This window comes from Plantactinospora sp. DSM 117369 (genome assembly GCF_053764795.1).
Map to the genome: position 1 here is coordinate 5,660,889 of NZ_CM132446.1, position 15,176 is coordinate 5,676,064.

Annotated in this window: 15 protein-coding genes and 2 pseudogenes; 7 read left to right on the forward strand and 10 right to left on the reverse strand. The window is 66.9% G+C overall.

Annotated elements, in window-relative coordinates; translation table 11 throughout:
* Positions 1 to 65: 65 nt before the first annotated feature.
* A complete protein-coding gene (locus tag ACSMXO_RS24750; RefSeq protein WP_346263595.1) occupies positions 66 to 545 on the reverse strand; it encodes a hypothetical protein in 480 nt (159 codons plus the stop codon).
* Between the two features lie 156 nt (positions 546 to 701).
* Between ACSMXO_RS24750 and ACSMXO_RS24755 the strand changes: the two genes are divergently transcribed.
* The gene (locus ACSMXO_RS24755; RefSeq protein ID WP_455413967.1) at positions 702 to 1,061 is read left to right on the forward strand and encodes a transposase; all 360 of its coding nucleotides are present in this window, start codon (positions 702 to 704) and stop codon (positions 1,059 to 1,061) included.
* Entirely contained in the window at positions 1,058 to 1,984 is a 927-nt protein-coding gene (locus tag ACSMXO_RS24760; RefSeq protein WP_455413968.1) for an IS3 family transposase, read from the forward strand. The genes ACSMXO_RS24755 and ACSMXO_RS24760 overlap by 4 nt, the downstream gene beginning before the upstream one ends.
* An 11-nt stretch (positions 1,985 to 1,995) precedes the next feature.
* Here ACSMXO_RS24760 and ACSMXO_RS24765 read toward each other — a convergent pair whose 3' ends face one another.
* The 4 genes and pseudogenes from ACSMXO_RS24765 to ACSMXO_RS24780 form a co-directional block, all read right to left on the reverse strand.
* Positions 1,996 to 2,232, reverse strand: coding sequence for a hypothetical protein (locus ACSMXO_RS24765; RefSeq protein ID WP_455413969.1), 237 nt, complete (start codon positions 2,230 to 2,232; stop codon positions 1,996 to 1,998).
* A 247-nt stretch (positions 2,233 to 2,479) separates the two neighbouring features.
* Positions 2,480 to 3,868 carry an IS701 family transposase gene (locus ACSMXO_RS24770; RefSeq protein ID WP_455413970.1) on the reverse strand — a complete coding sequence of 463 codons (1,389 nt, stop codon included), beginning with the start codon at positions 3,866 to 3,868 and terminating at the stop codon, positions 2,480 to 2,482.
* Positions 3,869 to 3,922: 54 nt separating this feature from the next.
* Positions 3,923 to 5,204, reverse strand: a pseudogene (locus tag ACSMXO_RS24775) (IS701 family transposase).
* 366 nt (positions 5,205 to 5,570) lie between these two features.
* Positions 5,571 to 6,269 (reverse strand): alpha/beta fold hydrolase, encoded by a 699-nt coding sequence (locus tag ACSMXO_RS24780; protein WP_455413971.1) that lies wholly within the window; start codon positions 6,267 to 6,269, stop codon positions 5,571 to 5,573.
* A 118-nt stretch (positions 6,270 to 6,387) separates the two neighbouring features.
* On the opposite strand from ACSMXO_RS24780, the gene ACSMXO_RS24785 reads away from it, so the two are divergent.
* Entirely contained in the window at positions 6,388 to 6,726 is a 339-nt protein-coding gene (locus ACSMXO_RS24785) for a winged helix-turn-helix transcriptional regulator (protein WP_455413972.1), read from the forward strand.
* Positions 6,666 to 7,202 (forward strand): transposase, encoded by a 537-nt coding sequence (locus tag ACSMXO_RS24790; protein WP_455413973.1) that lies wholly within the window; start codon positions 6,666 to 6,668, stop codon positions 7,200 to 7,202. The genes ACSMXO_RS24785 and ACSMXO_RS24790 overlap by 61 nt, the downstream gene beginning before the upstream one ends.
* A gap of 533 nt (positions 7,203 to 7,735) precedes the next feature.
* Here ACSMXO_RS24790 and ACSMXO_RS24795 read toward each other — a convergent pair.
* Positions 7,736 to 7,975: pseudogene (locus ACSMXO_RS24795) on the reverse strand (IS1634 family transposase); the annotation flags it as partial.
* 171 nt (positions 7,976 to 8,146) lie between these two features.
* Here ACSMXO_RS24795 and ACSMXO_RS24800 point away from each other — a divergent pair.
* Positions 8,147 to 9,015 (forward strand): IS5 family transposase gene (locus ACSMXO_RS24800; protein WP_455413974.1). Its coding sequence is split into 2 segments (ribosomal slippage): positions 8,147 to 8,498 and positions 8,498 to 9,015, totalling 870 coding nucleotides; the frame shifts between segments, so codons are not numbered across the junction.
* Here ACSMXO_RS24800 and ACSMXO_RS24805 read toward each other — a convergent pair.
* The 3 genes from ACSMXO_RS24805 to ACSMXO_RS24815 all read right to left on the reverse strand — a co-directional run bounded on the left by ACSMXO_RS24805 (position 9,010) and on the right by ACSMXO_RS24815 (position 11,543).
* A complete protein-coding gene (locus ACSMXO_RS24805; protein ID WP_455413975.1) occupies positions 9,010 to 9,327 on the reverse strand; it encodes a hypothetical protein in 318 nt (105 codons plus the stop codon). The two genes, ACSMXO_RS24800 and ACSMXO_RS24805, sit on opposite strands and share 6 nt — an antisense overlap.
* Positions 9,328 to 9,520: 193 nt before the next feature.
* The gene (locus ACSMXO_RS24810; RefSeq protein ID WP_455413976.1) at positions 9,521 to 10,696 is read right to left on the reverse strand and encodes an IS701 family transposase; all 1,176 of its coding nucleotides are present in this window, start codon (positions 10,694 to 10,696) and stop codon (positions 9,521 to 9,523) included.
* 214 nt (positions 10,697 to 10,910) lie between these two features.
* A complete protein-coding gene (locus ACSMXO_RS24815) occupies positions 10,911 to 11,543 on the reverse strand; it encodes a DUF4386 family protein (protein ID WP_455413977.1) in 633 nt (210 codons plus the stop codon).
* A gap of 211 nt (positions 11,544 to 11,754) precedes the next feature.
* Between ACSMXO_RS24815 and ACSMXO_RS24820 the strand changes: the two genes are divergently transcribed.
* Positions 11,755 to 12,429 carry a TetR/AcrR family transcriptional regulator gene (locus ACSMXO_RS24820; RefSeq protein ID WP_455413978.1) on the forward strand — a complete coding sequence of 225 codons (675 nt, stop codon included), beginning with the start codon at positions 11,755 to 11,757 and terminating at the stop codon, positions 12,427 to 12,429.
* An 805-nt stretch (positions 12,430 to 13,234) separates the two neighbouring features.
* Here the strand turns inward: ACSMXO_RS24820 and ACSMXO_RS24825 are convergent.
* Positions 13,235 to 13,894 carry a TetR family transcriptional regulator gene (locus ACSMXO_RS24825; protein ID WP_455413979.1) on the reverse strand — a complete coding sequence of 220 codons (660 nt, stop codon included), beginning with the start codon at positions 13,892 to 13,894 and terminating at the stop codon, positions 13,235 to 13,237.
* Between the two features lie 96 nt (positions 13,895 to 13,990).
* Here ACSMXO_RS24825 and ACSMXO_RS24830 point away from each other — a divergent pair, with 96 nt between their 5' ends.
* On the forward strand, positions 13,991 to 14,893 hold the full coding sequence (locus ACSMXO_RS24830) for an SDR family oxidoreductase (RefSeq protein ID WP_455413980.1): 903 nt from the start codon (positions 13,991 to 13,993) through the stop codon (positions 14,891 to 14,893).
* Positions 14,894 to 15,176 lie beyond the last annotated feature (283 nt).

Sequence of the window (15,176 nt, forward strand, 5' to 3'; positions counted from 1 at the left end):
GCCAGAGCCTCGAACCCGGCCCACCGGTGTTGGCCGACCGGTCCGGGGCGAGCTGATCCACCAGCTCAGCCCTTCCTGCGTTTGGCATAGACCAGCTGGTGCTCCCAGCCGCGATTGGACATCAACCTGACTCCGTCTGTGTGCCACCACATGAAGACACAGAGCAGGAACGCGGCGATCCCGAGACCGGCCGGTATGAAGGACAGCTCGACCCACAGCGGCGTGACGTAGGGCCTGTTGTCCGGAGGCGGACGGTCGAACTGGACAAACACGAAGATGGCGGCGGCCGTGAGGAGGAGGCTGGGCACAGCCGCGGCCAGCCATACCCTGCGCGCCCATCTCGTACCTGCGGCATTGCGGACTCGGACACGCAAACGCGTACCGCATTTGCCGCAGCTCAGCTCCGACACGCTGGCGCCATGAGCCGGCCTGCGGACCGGAATGGGAAAGGTAACGTAGGTATGAATCGTCTTGTTGCCCAGACGCTCCACGCGTACCTGATGACCCAGCCGCTTGCTCGCGTAATCGCCGACTGCGCCGCGCATCTCACCTCCGCCGTGCAGAGGTACGAGCATACAGCGAGCGCTGGTTTCACGGCGTCAGTGAACTGGTCGCCGTAATCGAGGAGCATCTGGGTCGTGTTTCAAAGCTCCTAGCCGTGGCGACAGGTGATCCTGTGGTCCTGAGCTACCCCCGCTTTCATGGAGCTTCTTGATCATGGTCTGATGGCCGTGGGGAGGAAGTCATCCGTGGCAGCACCGAAGAAATACCCCGACGAGCTACGCCAGCGCGCTGTGCGCTTGTACCGCGAGTCGGACCCGAAGCCGGTGATCCGGCGCCTTGCCGAGCAGCTCGGCGTGCATCACGAGGCGTTGCGGAACTGGATCCGTCAGGCCGAGGCCGACGCCGACGAGCGTCACGACCGGCCTACCAGCGAGATGGCCGAGGAGAACCGTCGGCTGCGTAAGGAAGTCGCCGAGCTGCGGCGGGCGAATGAGATCCTGAAAACGGCGAGCGCGTATTTCGCGGCGGAGCTCGACCCGACCCGGCGACGGTCATGAGGTTCATCGACGAACACCGTGATCAGTTCGCGGTCGCGCTCCTGCTACGGGTCCTGAACATCGGCGCCTCGACCTACTACGCGTGGGTCCAGCAGGCCGAGCAGCCCTGCGACCGCGACCTGGTCGACCTGGGGCTGATCTCCAACATCCACGAGATCTGGGACGCGTCCGGGCACACCTACGGGGCGGACCGGGTGCACCGGCAACTCCGCCGCGACGGCATCCGTGTGGGTCGCAAGCGGGTCGAACGGTTGATGGCCGACCAGGGCTGGCAGGGTGCGTTCCTGCGCCGAGGCTGGCGCGGCGGCTCCACGAAGCAGGACCCACGGCACACGCCGGCACCGGATCTGGTCAACCGGCAGTTCACCGCTGCCGGACCGAACCGGCTCTGGGTTGCCGACGCCACCCGGATCCCCTGCGGCGAGGGCGTGTTCTGGCTGGCCGCCGTGAGGGATGTGTTCTCCCGCCGGATCGTCGGCTGGAAGACCTCCGACCGCTGTGACACCGACCTGATCCTCGCCGCCCTCGAGTACGGCATCTGGTCCCGCGATGTCCGAGACGGCCAGTTGATCCATCACAGCGACCGCGGGTCGAACTATACGTCCTTTCGCTTCGCCGAACGCTTACAGGACAACGGGATCCTGCCTTCGATGGGCTCTGTCGGCGACTCGTACGACAACGCCCTGATGGAGAACTTCTGGTCGACGCTGAAGATCGAACTCGTCTACCGCACGAGCTGGCGGACCCGAGACGAGGCTGAAAACGCGATCTTCGCCTACATCGACGGCTGGTACAACACCCGACGCATCCAACGCGAGCTGGGCTACCTCAGCCCCGACGAGTACGAGACCGCATGGCACACCCGCCAGAAGCATCCGGCCCAGCCAGCTATCACCACCCCTGCACCAGCCGGCAGCAGGTAACCACCGCTCCGTCAAAGCGGGGGGAGCTCACCCACGAGGTCGAGGACCTCAACCAGCGGATCACCGAGGCCATCAACGCCCACACACCCGAGCTGCTGCAGCGTCACGGCGTCGGCTCCGACACCGCAGCAGCTCTGCTCCTGGCCGCCGGCGACAGCCAGCAACCCGGTCACGAACTCCGCCGCTGCACGACGCGGCTCCACCCGTCCGAACCGGCCCGCGAAGCACCCCAGCACGCCGGCCAGCACCCGTTCCCACCGGACGACGGCTACGCTGTGGCACGCGGCCACCGCAAGATCTGATGTTGTGTCCACAACGCACAGACGATCACGCGGTGGCCGTCTCGCGTCCACCCCACCCGAACAGCAAGATCCCAAACGGCGGCTGCCGTACTAGTAGGACTTTGTTAGGTCGGTACGGGTTGGTGGCAGTGTGGGCAGAAGCCGAGCCAGGTGGCGAGTTGGTATTGCAGGTGCCGTAGGACGGCGTAGAGGCTCAGGGCCGCCCGGTTGCTTTTGGGTCGGTTAGCCGCGTCTGGGTGAGGAACAACTGGGCGGCGCTGGCCAGGGTGACGTGGCGGTGCCAGCCGATCCAGGAGCGGCCTTCGAAGTGGTCGAGTCCGAGGCCGGTTTTGAGTTCGCGGTAGTCGTGTTCGATGCGCCAGCGGCTTTTCGCCAGGTGGACCAGGTCGCTGAGGGTGGTGTCGGTGGGCAGGTCGGACAGCCAGTAGTCGGTGGGTTCGTCGTGGCCGGGTGGCCATTGCACGAGCAGCCAGCAGTCGGGCAGGACGCCGTCGCCGTGCTGGGGAAGGCCTTCTCGGACGGTTCTGCCGGCGGGGCGGATCCGCAGGGCGAAGAAGTGTCCGGACAGCGTGTCGGCGGGTCGGTCGTCCGCGCTGTCAGCTGCGGGTAGTCGTTGCCGCCAGTGCACGAGTACGGCGCGCTCAGCGCCGTGGTCGAGGGCGAGGTCTTTGATACTGCGGGCCGGATGCGGATATCGCGGCGTGGGATGTTTCCCGACTCCGGCGTAGGCGACCTCGACAGGTTCGGCATGGCCGGGCTGGGCGGTCGTGCTCGAGGTGGTGGCCACGATGTAGGCGATGCCGCGGTCGGTCAGGCCTTGCCGGAACTCGGCGACCTGGCCGTACCCGGCATCGGCGGTCAGTAACGGCGGATACAGGTCCCAGCCGGCCAGTTCGTCGATCATCTCCAAGGCCATCAGCCATTTCGGCCGGTAGCGTTCGCCGTCGGGCACCTTCGACGCCGCCCTGCGGCGCAGGATCTGCGCGATCTGTTCCTCGCGCGGCGCCTCTTTGCGCAGGTGAGGCTTCTTCTTCCCCGCTTCGTCCAGGGTGACTGGCTGCCGGCGCAGTCGACGGGCGTGAGTGTTGGCGACTTTCCCGGCCTCATCCGGCACGCAGGTCTCATCCCAGGACTCCGGGACGAACAACCGCCAGTCCAGCACCGCCGACGCGACATCGGAGGCCGCGTGCACACTGACGGCGATCTGGCAGTTGCCGACCTTGCCGAGCGTCCCGGAGTACTGCCGGGCGACACACGCCGATGCTGGCCCGTCCTTGGCGAACCCGGTGTCGTCGACGACCCACACCCTCGGCGCCACCACCTGCACGGCGGTCCTCGCTACTCGCCGTCGCACACCGACCACGTCCCACGTCGACGATGTCAGGAACTGTTGCAACTGCTGATGATCCACCCCGAGACGAGCCGCCATCGGCTGCATCGACTTACGACGCCCATCCAGCATCAACCCGCGCAGATACCGCACACCCGTCTCGCGCTGATCCACCCGAGACAACCCGGCGAACACCCCCGAGGCGAACTCCTGCAGCTGATCCCGGACCCGCGCTAGCCCACCCTTATCCACACCCGCCAGCCAAGCATCACCAGCAGACACCTACAAGCGACACACCACAACGACCTAACAAAGTCCTACTAGTACGACAGCCGTGGTTTGCCGAAGGTGCGTCTTCGCTGGTAATGGCTGTTCTTGGCCCGGAATTGATGGCGGCGGCGCCATCGTGACCATCGATCGACGAAGTCGCGGCAGCGCCGCTCGGTGATCAGGTGTGCCAGGAGACGACGGGTCTCTGCGAGGGTGATGGGGATGAGTCCTTCGTCGCGGCGAAGTGATCTTTTCCCATTGCGGCGGCGGTGACGGCGAGGTAGGCGTGAGCGAGCATGGCCAGGGTGATGTGGCGGTACCAGGCGTCGTAGCGGCGGACCTGGTACTCGTCGAGACCGACTTGACCTTTGGCGGTTTGGAAGCATTCCTCGATGGCCCACCGGCTGCCCGCGACTTTGATCAGGTGCTCGTCGGTGGTGTCGGCCGGGCCGTAGCAGAGGTAGTAGGCCAGGTCGGCCGGATCGGTGATGCTGCGTCGCACGAGCAGCCAACGGTGGTGGCCGTGCTCGGCGGTGCCGGTGTCTGGCAGGGTCGCGGCGGCCCAGTCGTAGAGGCGTTCGCCCTTGGCGCCGGGTCCGCAGCTTCGTCGCTTCCACGCCGGCGCAGGTGCGGCAGCGGCCAGGGCGTCAGCGCGTGCGCTGCCGGTCTCGGTGGGGATCTTCTGCCGGCAGGCGACGGCCACGACGTAGCCGATACGGCGCTGTTGCAGTGCGATGCGAAACTTCGAGTCGCTGCCGTATGCCTCGTCGGCGGTGACCCATCTGGCTGGCATCTGCGCGTCCAGCGCTCGCTCGATCATCCGCAACGCCAGTTGTGGTTTTGTTGCGAATCGCACCTGGGTGCCGACGCCGGCCTCGGTGCGCCGCTCGGCATCGTCACACCACTTAGTCGGCAGATACAGCTCTCGGTCGATCAGCGTGCGCCCTCGAGTGCTGGCGTAGGCGAGGAACACTCCGAGCTGGCAGTTTTCCACGCGTCCAGCGGTGCCGGAGTACTGGCGCTGAACACCGGCGGACTTGACGCCTTTCTTCAGGAAGCCGGTCTCGTCGATGATGAGCACACCATCGGGGTCGCCGAGTTGCTCGGCGACGTAGCTACGCAGATCGTCGCGCACACCGTCGGTGTCCCACCCCGAGCGGTTGAGCAGTGCCTGCATGCCGTCCGGGCTGACGTCACCGGCGGCCTCGGCCAAGGTCCAGCTGTTCTTGCCCGCGAGGGGCGACAACAGGCCCAGCACATACGAGCGGGCCCGACGGCGCGGCTCTACCCGGCCGAACCGGCCCGCTACCCGGGACATCAGATCGTCGAGGCCGGCGGACCAACCGTCAAGATCGCTTACCGTCACGAGCCGAAAAGTCTACGGAGGACGGCCAGCCTTCTGGTCGCGGACTCGCAGGCACACCTGATCACCGAGCGGCGCTGCCGCGACTTCGTCGATCGATGGTCACGATGGCGCCGCCGCCATCAATTCCGGGCCAAGAACAGCCATTACCAGCGAAGACGCACCTTCGGCAAACCACGGCTGTCGTACTAGCTCAGACTCCGGCCTACGCGACGCATTGGTCGCGTAGGCCGATGGTCGAACGCACTGGTTCATCCACGTCCACGATCGGGCGGATCTGGCGGATGTTCGAGCTCAAGCCGCAGCGACCGGGCGGACACGCTAGACCGCCTCGAGCAGCAGCCGGGCGAGCTCGACAGGCATGGTGATCATGCAGTCGTGGCCGGTCGGTAGCTCCCGTACCCGGTCGCCTGCTGGGACGGGACGCCGGGTGATGCCCGCCGGCCGACCCTTGACGCAGTGGATGTGTGTACGTGGGATCGTGCGCGCGGCCGGGTTGTCCAGCCGGACCGGCTCTTGGAGGGACCGCACCGGGTGGTCCGACAGCATCGAGCGTAACCAGGCGACGTCGTCGGGATCGGTGACCCCGAACAAGCCGATCAGCGGCGGCTGCTCCGGCATCGGCGGAACCCGCCAGCCGTCCACGGCGACGTCGATGAGCTGCTTGGTGACCGGAAGGACGTCGACCGCGGTTTCGCCGTCTTCGGGGACCATCGCGTCGAGGAACACCAGGTGCGCGATCCGCTGCGGGGCCCGGTTGGCAACTCCCGATATGACCATCCCGGAGTAGCTGTGCCCGACGAGCACGACGTCGTCGAGACGCTCATCTTCGATCAGGCCGACGATGTCGTCAATGTGGGTGTTGAGCCCGACCTCGGGGCCCAGCAGGTGTGCCTTGTCGCCGTAGCCTGTCAGCGACGGCGCGAGCACCCGGTGCCCAGCCGACTCCAGGAGCGGGACCATCCGGTCCCAGCTCCGCCCGCTGTGCCAGGCGCCGTGTACCAGTAGAAATGTGGCCATGGCCGTTTGGTTCCTCCTCGTGCCTCGGTACCGTTGGGTAACCGGAAACATCGTGATCCCCGCGACGCGCCCCGGCAATACGGCGCATTTCGGTGCCCCGGTTCTCAGGAGGTAACCAGTGCAGGACCCGTGTCAGGCCCGCGAAGTCCTCGGCATCGTCGGGGATAAGTGGGCGCTGCTGATCGTGCGCATGCTCAAGGACGGGCCGCAGCGCTTCACCGAGCTCAAGCGGACCATCGACGGCATCAGCCAGCGCATGCTTACCGTGACGCTGCGCGACCTCGAGCGCGACGGAATTCTGACGCGCACGGTCCGCGAGGTGATGCCGCCGCACGTCAGCTACGAGCTGACCACGATGGGCCGGACCCTGCGCGAGGCCACCGCGCCGCTGCTCGAGTGGAGCATCACGCACCTTCCCCACATCGACGCCGCCCGTGCGGCATACGACAACCGGTAACGTGCGCCTGCTGGCTCGCCGGATCATCGAACTCACCCACGAGATCGAGGACCTCAACCAGCGAATCACCGAGGCGATCAACGCCCACACACACCCGAGCTGCTGCAGCGTTACGGCGTCGGCCCGACACCGCAGCATCTCTGCTCCTGGCCGGCGGCGACAACCCGCAACGGCTCACCAGCGAAGCGTCCTTCGCGGCCCTCTGCGGAGTCAGCCCCATTGAGATGTCCTCCGGCAAGACCCAACGACGCCGGCTCAACCGCGGCGCGGATCGCCAAGCCAACTCAGCCCTCTACAAAATCGTCATTGCGCGACTCCGCTGGGACCTGCGCACCCGCGCCTACATCGACCGCCGCCTCAGCAAAGGCAAAACCAGACGCGAAGCGGTCCACTGCCTGAAACGCTACGTCGCACGCGAGCTCTACGAACTCATCGCCCAGACACCACAGCATACGAGCGCGCCATCGACCGCTTGACATCCATAGGGGCATCAAACTCGCCGTCCGCTACGAGGCCACCGTCCACGTCGCCGCGATCAAAGAATGGCTCTGACTAACTTCTATACAGGCCCTAGATGTGAGCTACGGCTTGATGGCAACGTCTGCGAGCATCGCGGTGGGCGCAAATCCTGTCGCTGCAACGCTCCTGGGAGCGAGCGGGCCGGCGCTGAAGCTGTCGCACCGGGTTCTCGCACGAGCACGAGATCGCCGAGAAGATCGAGCGGCGCGAACGTTCGAACAAGCTGCCGCGCGCACTCCGCTGGAGCAGAAGATCACGGCTCTCGCTCGTGTGCTCGCAGAGGAACTGCGGGACGGCGGATCCACGGCCGAGGCGGTTGCGATCGCTGCCGCAGTCACAGGTGTTGATGGGGTACACGTCGCCGCTCTACAACATCTCGCTGTACAACCATTGCCGCCTGAGGAGGTATGGACAGAGCCGGGCAAGGCCCCGCGTGGGTGGGACCGGGACCAACTCGCACGTGCTCTGCCTGAGTCCCGACTTGGCTCATTTAGTGCGTGCCGCGGATCGCGTCGAGTGCGGCGCGGAGGTCGTCGGGGATAGGGTCGGCGGCGGTGATGGTGTGCGGCCCTGCCTGGACCTCGATCGTCCGGTAGCGGCGGGTGGTGGTGACGAAGCGTTTGATGCTCCAGCCGGTGGTGTTCTCGATCCAGCGGGACACGGCCAGGGCTGCGAACACGATGGTCGGGTGTGCTTCGATCGACTCGCGGCTGTGGTGGTAGACCGGCCGTGGGGGCTCGACGAGGTACTCAGCGCGCAAGGGGCCAACGCGGTGGACATCGGCCGGTGGCCAGGGACGAGCCAGGCGGGCAGGACACTCCGCAGACTCGCGCCGGCTCGGGCGCCCCGGCTAGGGCGTGTCCTGTCGATCATGTAGCGGTGGATCGTTGACCATGTTCCGGTGGTACGTCGTGGTGAGGTGACCGACGAGGCGTGGGCGGTGATCGCGCCGTTACTTCCCGAGCCGGGAATACGGTCCGGGCGGTGGCGGGATCACCGGCAGGTCATCAACGGGATCTTGTGGAAGCTGCGTACGGGTGCGCCGTGGCGGGACCTGCCGGAACGTTACGGACCGTGGAAGACCTGCCACGAACGCTTACGGCGGTGGACAGCTGACGGCACCTGGGATCAGGTGCTGGCTGCGGCGCAGGTGCATAACGACGGCACACCGGTGCAGTGGAGGATCAGTGTCGACTCGTCGATCGTGCGGGCGCACCAGCATGCCGCTGGCGCCCGTAAAAAAGGGGCTGTCCGGCCAGTGCGGCGACGCCTGGTGCGCAAGATGGCGAGGCCATCGGCCGATCACGTGGGGGGCTGAGCACGAAGATCCACCTCGCGGTCGACGGACACGGCCGGCCGTTGTCGATCCTGCTCACCCCGGGCCAGGCCGGCGACAACCCCCAACTCTTGGCGTTGCTCGACGCGATCCGGGTCAACGTGCCTGGGCCGGGCCGGCCCCGCAAACGTCCTGACGTGCTGATCGCGGACAAGGGCTACGCCCACGACTCCACCCGCCGTGCCCTACGCGCTCGCGGGATCCGGCACGTCATCCCGGAACGCTCGGACCAGATTGCCCGCCGCACCGCCAAGGGCAGCAACGGCGGACGACCACCAGCGTTCGACCGCGCGGTCTATAAGAAGCGCAACGTCGTGGAACGCTGCTTCAACCGGCTCAAGCAATGGCGCGACCTGGCTACCCGCTACGCGAAGCGGGCATCCCTGTACCGAGCCAGCCTCGTACTCATCGCCACCATCATCTGGCTCTCATGAGCGCTTGGATGCGTCATCCGGGACCACAAGCTCGTTCAGCTCACCGATGACCCGAACGTCGAAATCCCAACGTCGCGCGAGATCGGTGATCACCGCGTGTTCCTCGCCTGTCAGCCGCACCCGGTAGTCGAGGAGGTTGACGCAGAGCGTCTCCAGCCCGAGTTGCTCCTCGCCCGCCATCACATCCACCAGCGAGTCCTCGAGCCGTGGATCGAGAGGTGCACCCATCTCGGCCTCAGCCCGCGCATCCGCCCGTCCCGACAGCGCCTCGACCAGACGCTTGAAACGCCGGCGATCCTCGGTCCAGTACACGACAGAAGCATGCCATGACCAGGACCGCCGACTCATGATCGACAGGACACGCCCTAGTACTGCAACGGCACTTATTTGGGTTGTCGTCGCCGGTAGTGGCTTTGTTGGGCTTGCCATTGTCGGCGGCGGCGTAGTCGTGACCAGGTGATGGTGTGGTCGTTGGTCGGGTAACGGGCCTGAAGCAGTTTGATGATCAGCCTGCGGGCTTCGGGAACGGTGATGGGGATGAGCTGCTCATCATTGAGCGATTTGCCCCCTTTACTTCCTCGGCGCGGATGACCGCCAGCCAGGCTAGGGCCAGCATCGACAACGTGATGTGGGCGTACCAGCCCCGCCAGGTACGCACTTGGTAGTGGTCCAGGCCCGCTTCCTGCTTGGCCTGCTTGAAACACTCCTCGACCGGCCACCGCCGACCCGCGACCCAGACCAGGGTGGCCAGACTGGTTCGCCTCGGCGCGTAGCAGATGTAGTACGCGATCTCGATCGGGTCGCTGACGCTGCGTCGGGCCAGGAGCCAGTGTCCGCGCCCTGGCGCCCACCACGGCCGGATCGGCACTCTCACCCAGTCGTAGTCCCGCGGCCCATGCGCACCATCCCCACAGGACAGACGCCGCCAAGCCTTGGTCGGCAACTGGGCGACGATGGCGTCGACCCGGCCACGGCCGATCCCACGCGCGGACACGTCGTCGTTGCAACGGGTCGCCACGACGTGGAACACGTCCCGCTCCTCCAGCCACACCCGCAGGTACTTGGCCTGCCCAAACGCCTCGTCGGCGGTGAACCAGGTAAACGGCACCTCCGCATCGATCGCCCGTTGCACCATGTCGATGGCGATACGCGGCTTGGTCCGCAACTCGACGTCGTCGGGTACCCCGGCGTCACGGCACCGGTCCCGGTCGGTGGTCCACGACTCCGGCAGGTACAGGTGCCGGTCGATCAACGCGTGTCCGGTCGGGGCGACATAGGCCAGGAACGTGCCGATCTGGCAGTTGTCCTTCTTCCCGCTCGTGCCGGTGTACTGCCGCTGCACCCCGGCCGACCGGATGCCCTTCTTGATGAACCCGGTGTCATCGGCGACCAGCACCGCCCCGGTATGCCCCAACCGGCCGACCACGTAGTCGCGGATGTCGTCACGCACACCATCGACGTCCCAGTCCGCCCGGCGCAGCAGACGCTGCATACCATCCGGGCCGGTCTCACCAGCATGCTCGGCCAACGTCCAGCCGTTCTTACGCTCCAGGCCGGCGATGAGCCCGTCAACGTACCGGCGGACCCGTTGACGCGGCTCGGACCTAGCAAAACGCCCGCCTACCTGATCCAGCAACCCATCAAGCTCGCCCTGCCACGACACGACATCAACGTACGACACACAAAATCAACGCGCGGGCAGCGGCAACGACACTACAAGTGCCGTTGCAGTACTAGGCGACTGTGTCGATGCTCCATCACGCCCGGGAAATCCGGCAGTTTCCCCGATCTCACCTTCGAGAACCGGGCGCGGGGCGGCCGGGTCCGTGTTGACTCTGCGAACTGCTTGCGGGCATGAACATCCGGGTGTGACAGGGCCTTCGTTCCTCCTCGTCCTAGGCCGACGCGTTGTCGGGACGGTCGGCTGTTCGAGCGCGCATCAGCCGTACGCCGGTCGCGAGCAGCCACACGAGCCAGGCGGCGTAGCCGGGCATCCCCACGAACAGGAACGCCGAGCCGTCCGCGATCGCGAGGTTGGCCGCCCCGGCGGCGAGCAGCAGGCCTCCCCCGGCCACTCCGAGTAGACGCTGCCACCGCGGCGTCAGCCCGCTCGTATGCGCCGCCAGCGCAGCGCCGATGAAGGTGGTGCCGAGCGCCGGCAGTGCCAGCGCGAACGCTGCTGCATGCAGCTGCCAGGCGAGCTCGAACGCCGGGCTCGGCTCAGCGAGCTCGCCGGCGGACAGCACGACTCCGTTCCACAGAACGGCGTAGAGCGCGAAGACCGCCGAGAGAGTCGCGCCCGCGGCGACCGCGAGGCGCGACCAGTCCGCGCCCGCACCCCCGCGGCGCCCGACGAGCCCGTGGAGACCGGTCACGAACCCCAGCAACAGCGGCAGGTTCAGCGCCTCCAGGCCGACCGCGATCGCGACCGCGAACCGGTTCTCTGCGTGGAATGCGAGCACCTCCTTGATCGGGTCCCCGTAGGCGGGCGCTCCGGCCCAGACCACCACCGCGTTCTGGATCGCCACCGACGCTGTCAACGCGATCGCCGTCGCGCCGACGACCCGCTCTCGGAGCGCTCGGGGCGGGGTGGTACCCGTCGTTGTCGCTGCCGCACCCATTCGAGGCTTCTCCGGCTTCCTAAGCTGGTCCATGATGGCTCGTACACCGTACGTCGTACGCCGTACTATGGGCGTACGACGTACGATTGTCAAGCCGTGCGAGGGAGCGAGGAGACCTGTGGCCGCCAGGGAGCAACGCCAGGTCGCGTCGGACGCGGGGCTGAGCAAGCAGCGGGTGGTGGTCGAGGCGATCCGGCTCGCCGACCGCGAGGGGGTCGACGGGCTGAGCATGCGCCGGCTGGCCGGCGTGCTCGGCGCGGGCGCGATGTCGCTCTACCACTACGTGGCCAGCAAGGAAGAGCTGCTGGACGCCATGATCGACGTAGTGTTCGAGGAGATCGAGCTCCCGCCCGAGCAGACCGACTGGCAGTCGGCGATGCGACGGCGGTCGGCATCCGCCCGGCAGGTTCTCGCACGCCACCCGTGGGCGATCGGCCTGATGGAGTCGCGGACATCGCCGGGGCCCGCGAACCTGCGCCACCGCGAAGCGGTCACCGCCTGCCTGCGCAGGGCCGGCTTCTCGGTCGTGATGGCGACGCACGCCAACTGGTTGCTTGACAGCTACGTCTACGGGTTCGCCCTACAGGAAGCCAGCCTGCCGTTCGACACCGCCGACGAGCTCGCGGACATGACCGAGGACGTCTTCCTGCCCCAGCTTCCTCCTGAGGAGTTCCCCTACCTCAACGAGTCGGCCGCGGCGCTCGTCGCTGCCGGCTACGACCCGGCGGAGGAGTTCACCTTCGGCCTCGACCTCGTCCTGGCCGCCCTCGAGCCCCTGAGAGCCTCCGCCTAGCCACGCTCACGGACCGTCGCGCGGCCCTCTGCACGGCAGATCCTTTCCGCAAACGCCGCACCGAGAAGGACGGTGCCTCTACCACTCGGCGAGCCTCAGGCGGGGTACCGCCGCCTCGATTCCCACGACATCCGCGGCGACCTCTGTAAGGGGCCGACCGTCGCGGTCCACTCCCACTGGGGTCGAAGCCGATCGAGACGGAGAGCCGGTTCGTCAAGGTCGATCCGGGCGTCCACGACTCACATCCTCCACGACGCTCGCTCAACTCGGCATTAGTGTGCACGCTGGAGACACCGCCTCTCCACGGCCCCTGAGCGCCCGGCTCAGTGTGCATATCCGCCGCGGCAAACCCACGAAGCCCCAGGTCACGATCCCGTTATCGCCAAGATCGCAGCGTCGTGAGCCAAGTCGGGGCGGATCCACGGCCGAGGCGGTTGCGATCGCTGCCGCAGTCACAGGTGTTGATGGGGTACACGTCGCCGCTCTACAACATCTCGCTGTACAACCATTGCCGCCTGAGGAGGTATGGACAGAGCCGGGCAAGGCCCCGCGTGGGTGGGACCGGGACCAACTCGCACGTGCTCTGCCTGAGTTGGCGGCGGTCCTTGATGGTGTTCTGGCAGTTCTCGAAGGGCATGGGTTGGTTCGCGTTCACTCTGACTCGACTTATGACGGAGTCGCCGCGATCGGGCAACGCACGATCACGTCGCTCGGCCACCGTTTGTCTCTTCCTGCTGGCGGAAGCCTGTCAGAAGCCGATAGGCAGGCTTGAGGATCCTCTGCCCGGTTTTCATCTGAAGTAGCTTTATTGCTGTTGCGCGAGCAGTCCGGCCGCGGTCACCTCACCACTCCGCCGCACCGCGTCGGCGAAGTCGATGCACATGGTGGCCAGGCTCGGGTCCGCCTCGTAGGCGGCGAGCAACGCCTGCGGAGGCCGGCTCGCCGGCCACGCCGCCACCGCTGTCAGCATGACGGTCTGCAGCAGGGCGCTCGCGTCCTCGTCGCCGAGCTCGGGCAGGTACCGGAGGACCAGCCGGACCAGGGCCTGCAGCGACTCCCGGATCTTCCGCTTGTGCCGGATCGCCGTCTCCACCGAAATGTTGCGCTCCAGCACGGTCGCCTGAGAGGCGATCAGGTCGCACAGCATCGGCCGCGCGGCCAGTGAGACGGCGAAGAGGTCGGCCAGCCGGTCGCCACGCTCCCGCGCGGAGCCGTCCGGTGCGGGAGCGGATTCCAGCTCCGTGATGCACTCCGCCATCTGCGCCTCCAACAGTTCCAGCAGCACCGCCTCGCGCGAGTCGAAGTAGCGCAGCACGTTCGCCTTGGCCAGGCACACCCGGCGGCTCAGCGCGGTGAGGCTCAGCTCGGCCACCGGCATCTTCGCGAGCATCGCGGCCGCGGCGTCGAGGATCTGCCGCCGCCGCTCGGTGCGCTGCTCGTCGGTGCGCGCTCGCTGGAAGGTCACGTGTCTCATGTTACAGACTGGCGGTACTTTATTAAGAGACCGGCGGTACGTTACCTTGGGTTGATAACAGACCACCGGTACGCAAAGGGGTTCGCCATGTACGAGGTTCCTGACCAGCACGGCAAGCGCATCGTCGTCACCGGTGCGAACAGCGGCACCGGCAAGGAGGCAGCTAAACGGCTCGCCGGGGCCGGAGCCGACGTGGTCCTCGCGGTGCGCACCGAGGCCAAGGGCGAGCAGGCGAAGGCGGAAATCCTCGCCGCGCACTCCGGCGCCATCCTGGAGGTTCACCGGCTCGACCTCGCCGATCAGGCCTCGGTGCGCGAGTTCGCCGACGGGCTCGTCGCGGACGGCAGGCCGGTGGACGTGCTGGTGAACAACGCCGGCGTGATGAACGTGCCCGCGCGCACGGAGACGGTGGACGGCTTCGAACTCCAGCTGGCCAGCAACTTCCTCGGTCCGTTCGCCCTCACCGCCCGACTGCTGCCGTTGCTGCTCAAGGCTCCCGCGCCCAGGGTCGTCACCATGAGCAGCGGCGCCGCGACCGGCGGCCGGATCAACTTCGCCGACCTGCAGTCGAGCCGGCGGTACAGCCCGATGCGCGCCTACGCCCAGACCAAGCTCGCCGACCTGTTGATGACGGTGCACCTGGCCGACCTCGCGACCGAGCGCGGCTGGCCGTTGCTGTCGGTCGGCGCGCACCCCGGCTACACCCGCACCAACCTGACGACCGCCGGCCCGCACCTCAACGGCGGCCGCCCCGGCCTGCTCGAGTCCATCGGCTACCGAGTCGTCCCCTCGCAGGACGCCGTCCAGGGCACCGAGCCGCTCCTATACGCCGCGGCCGACCCCGGCGCCGTTCAGGGCGGTTACTACGGACCCCGCTGGGCCCTCGTCGGGCCGACCAGGCCCGTCCGGGTGCCCTGGCGCGCGCGAGACAAGGAGGCCGCCGCGCGGTTGTGGGCCGAGGCCGAGCGCCTCACCGGAACATCCGTCTGATTCGCAGAGTCGAAGGTCCCGCGTAGGACGGAAAAGGCCATCGATCCATGCCTGGAAATCACACGATCGGGCGACCCATATCGACACGAGCGGCGGCAAGCGCAACCGTGATTGCAGGATTCTGGTGCAAAACAAACAAAAGAGTAACGTCGCGTCAAGCCTTACGAGTGACGGTTGAAACTTCAAGTCACGGTACGTAAACAGGGGCCGAGATCATCCCGACAAGACGGGCAGTGCGTTCGGCACCAGATGAATCGAGTCGGGAGATGTCTTCATGAACTCC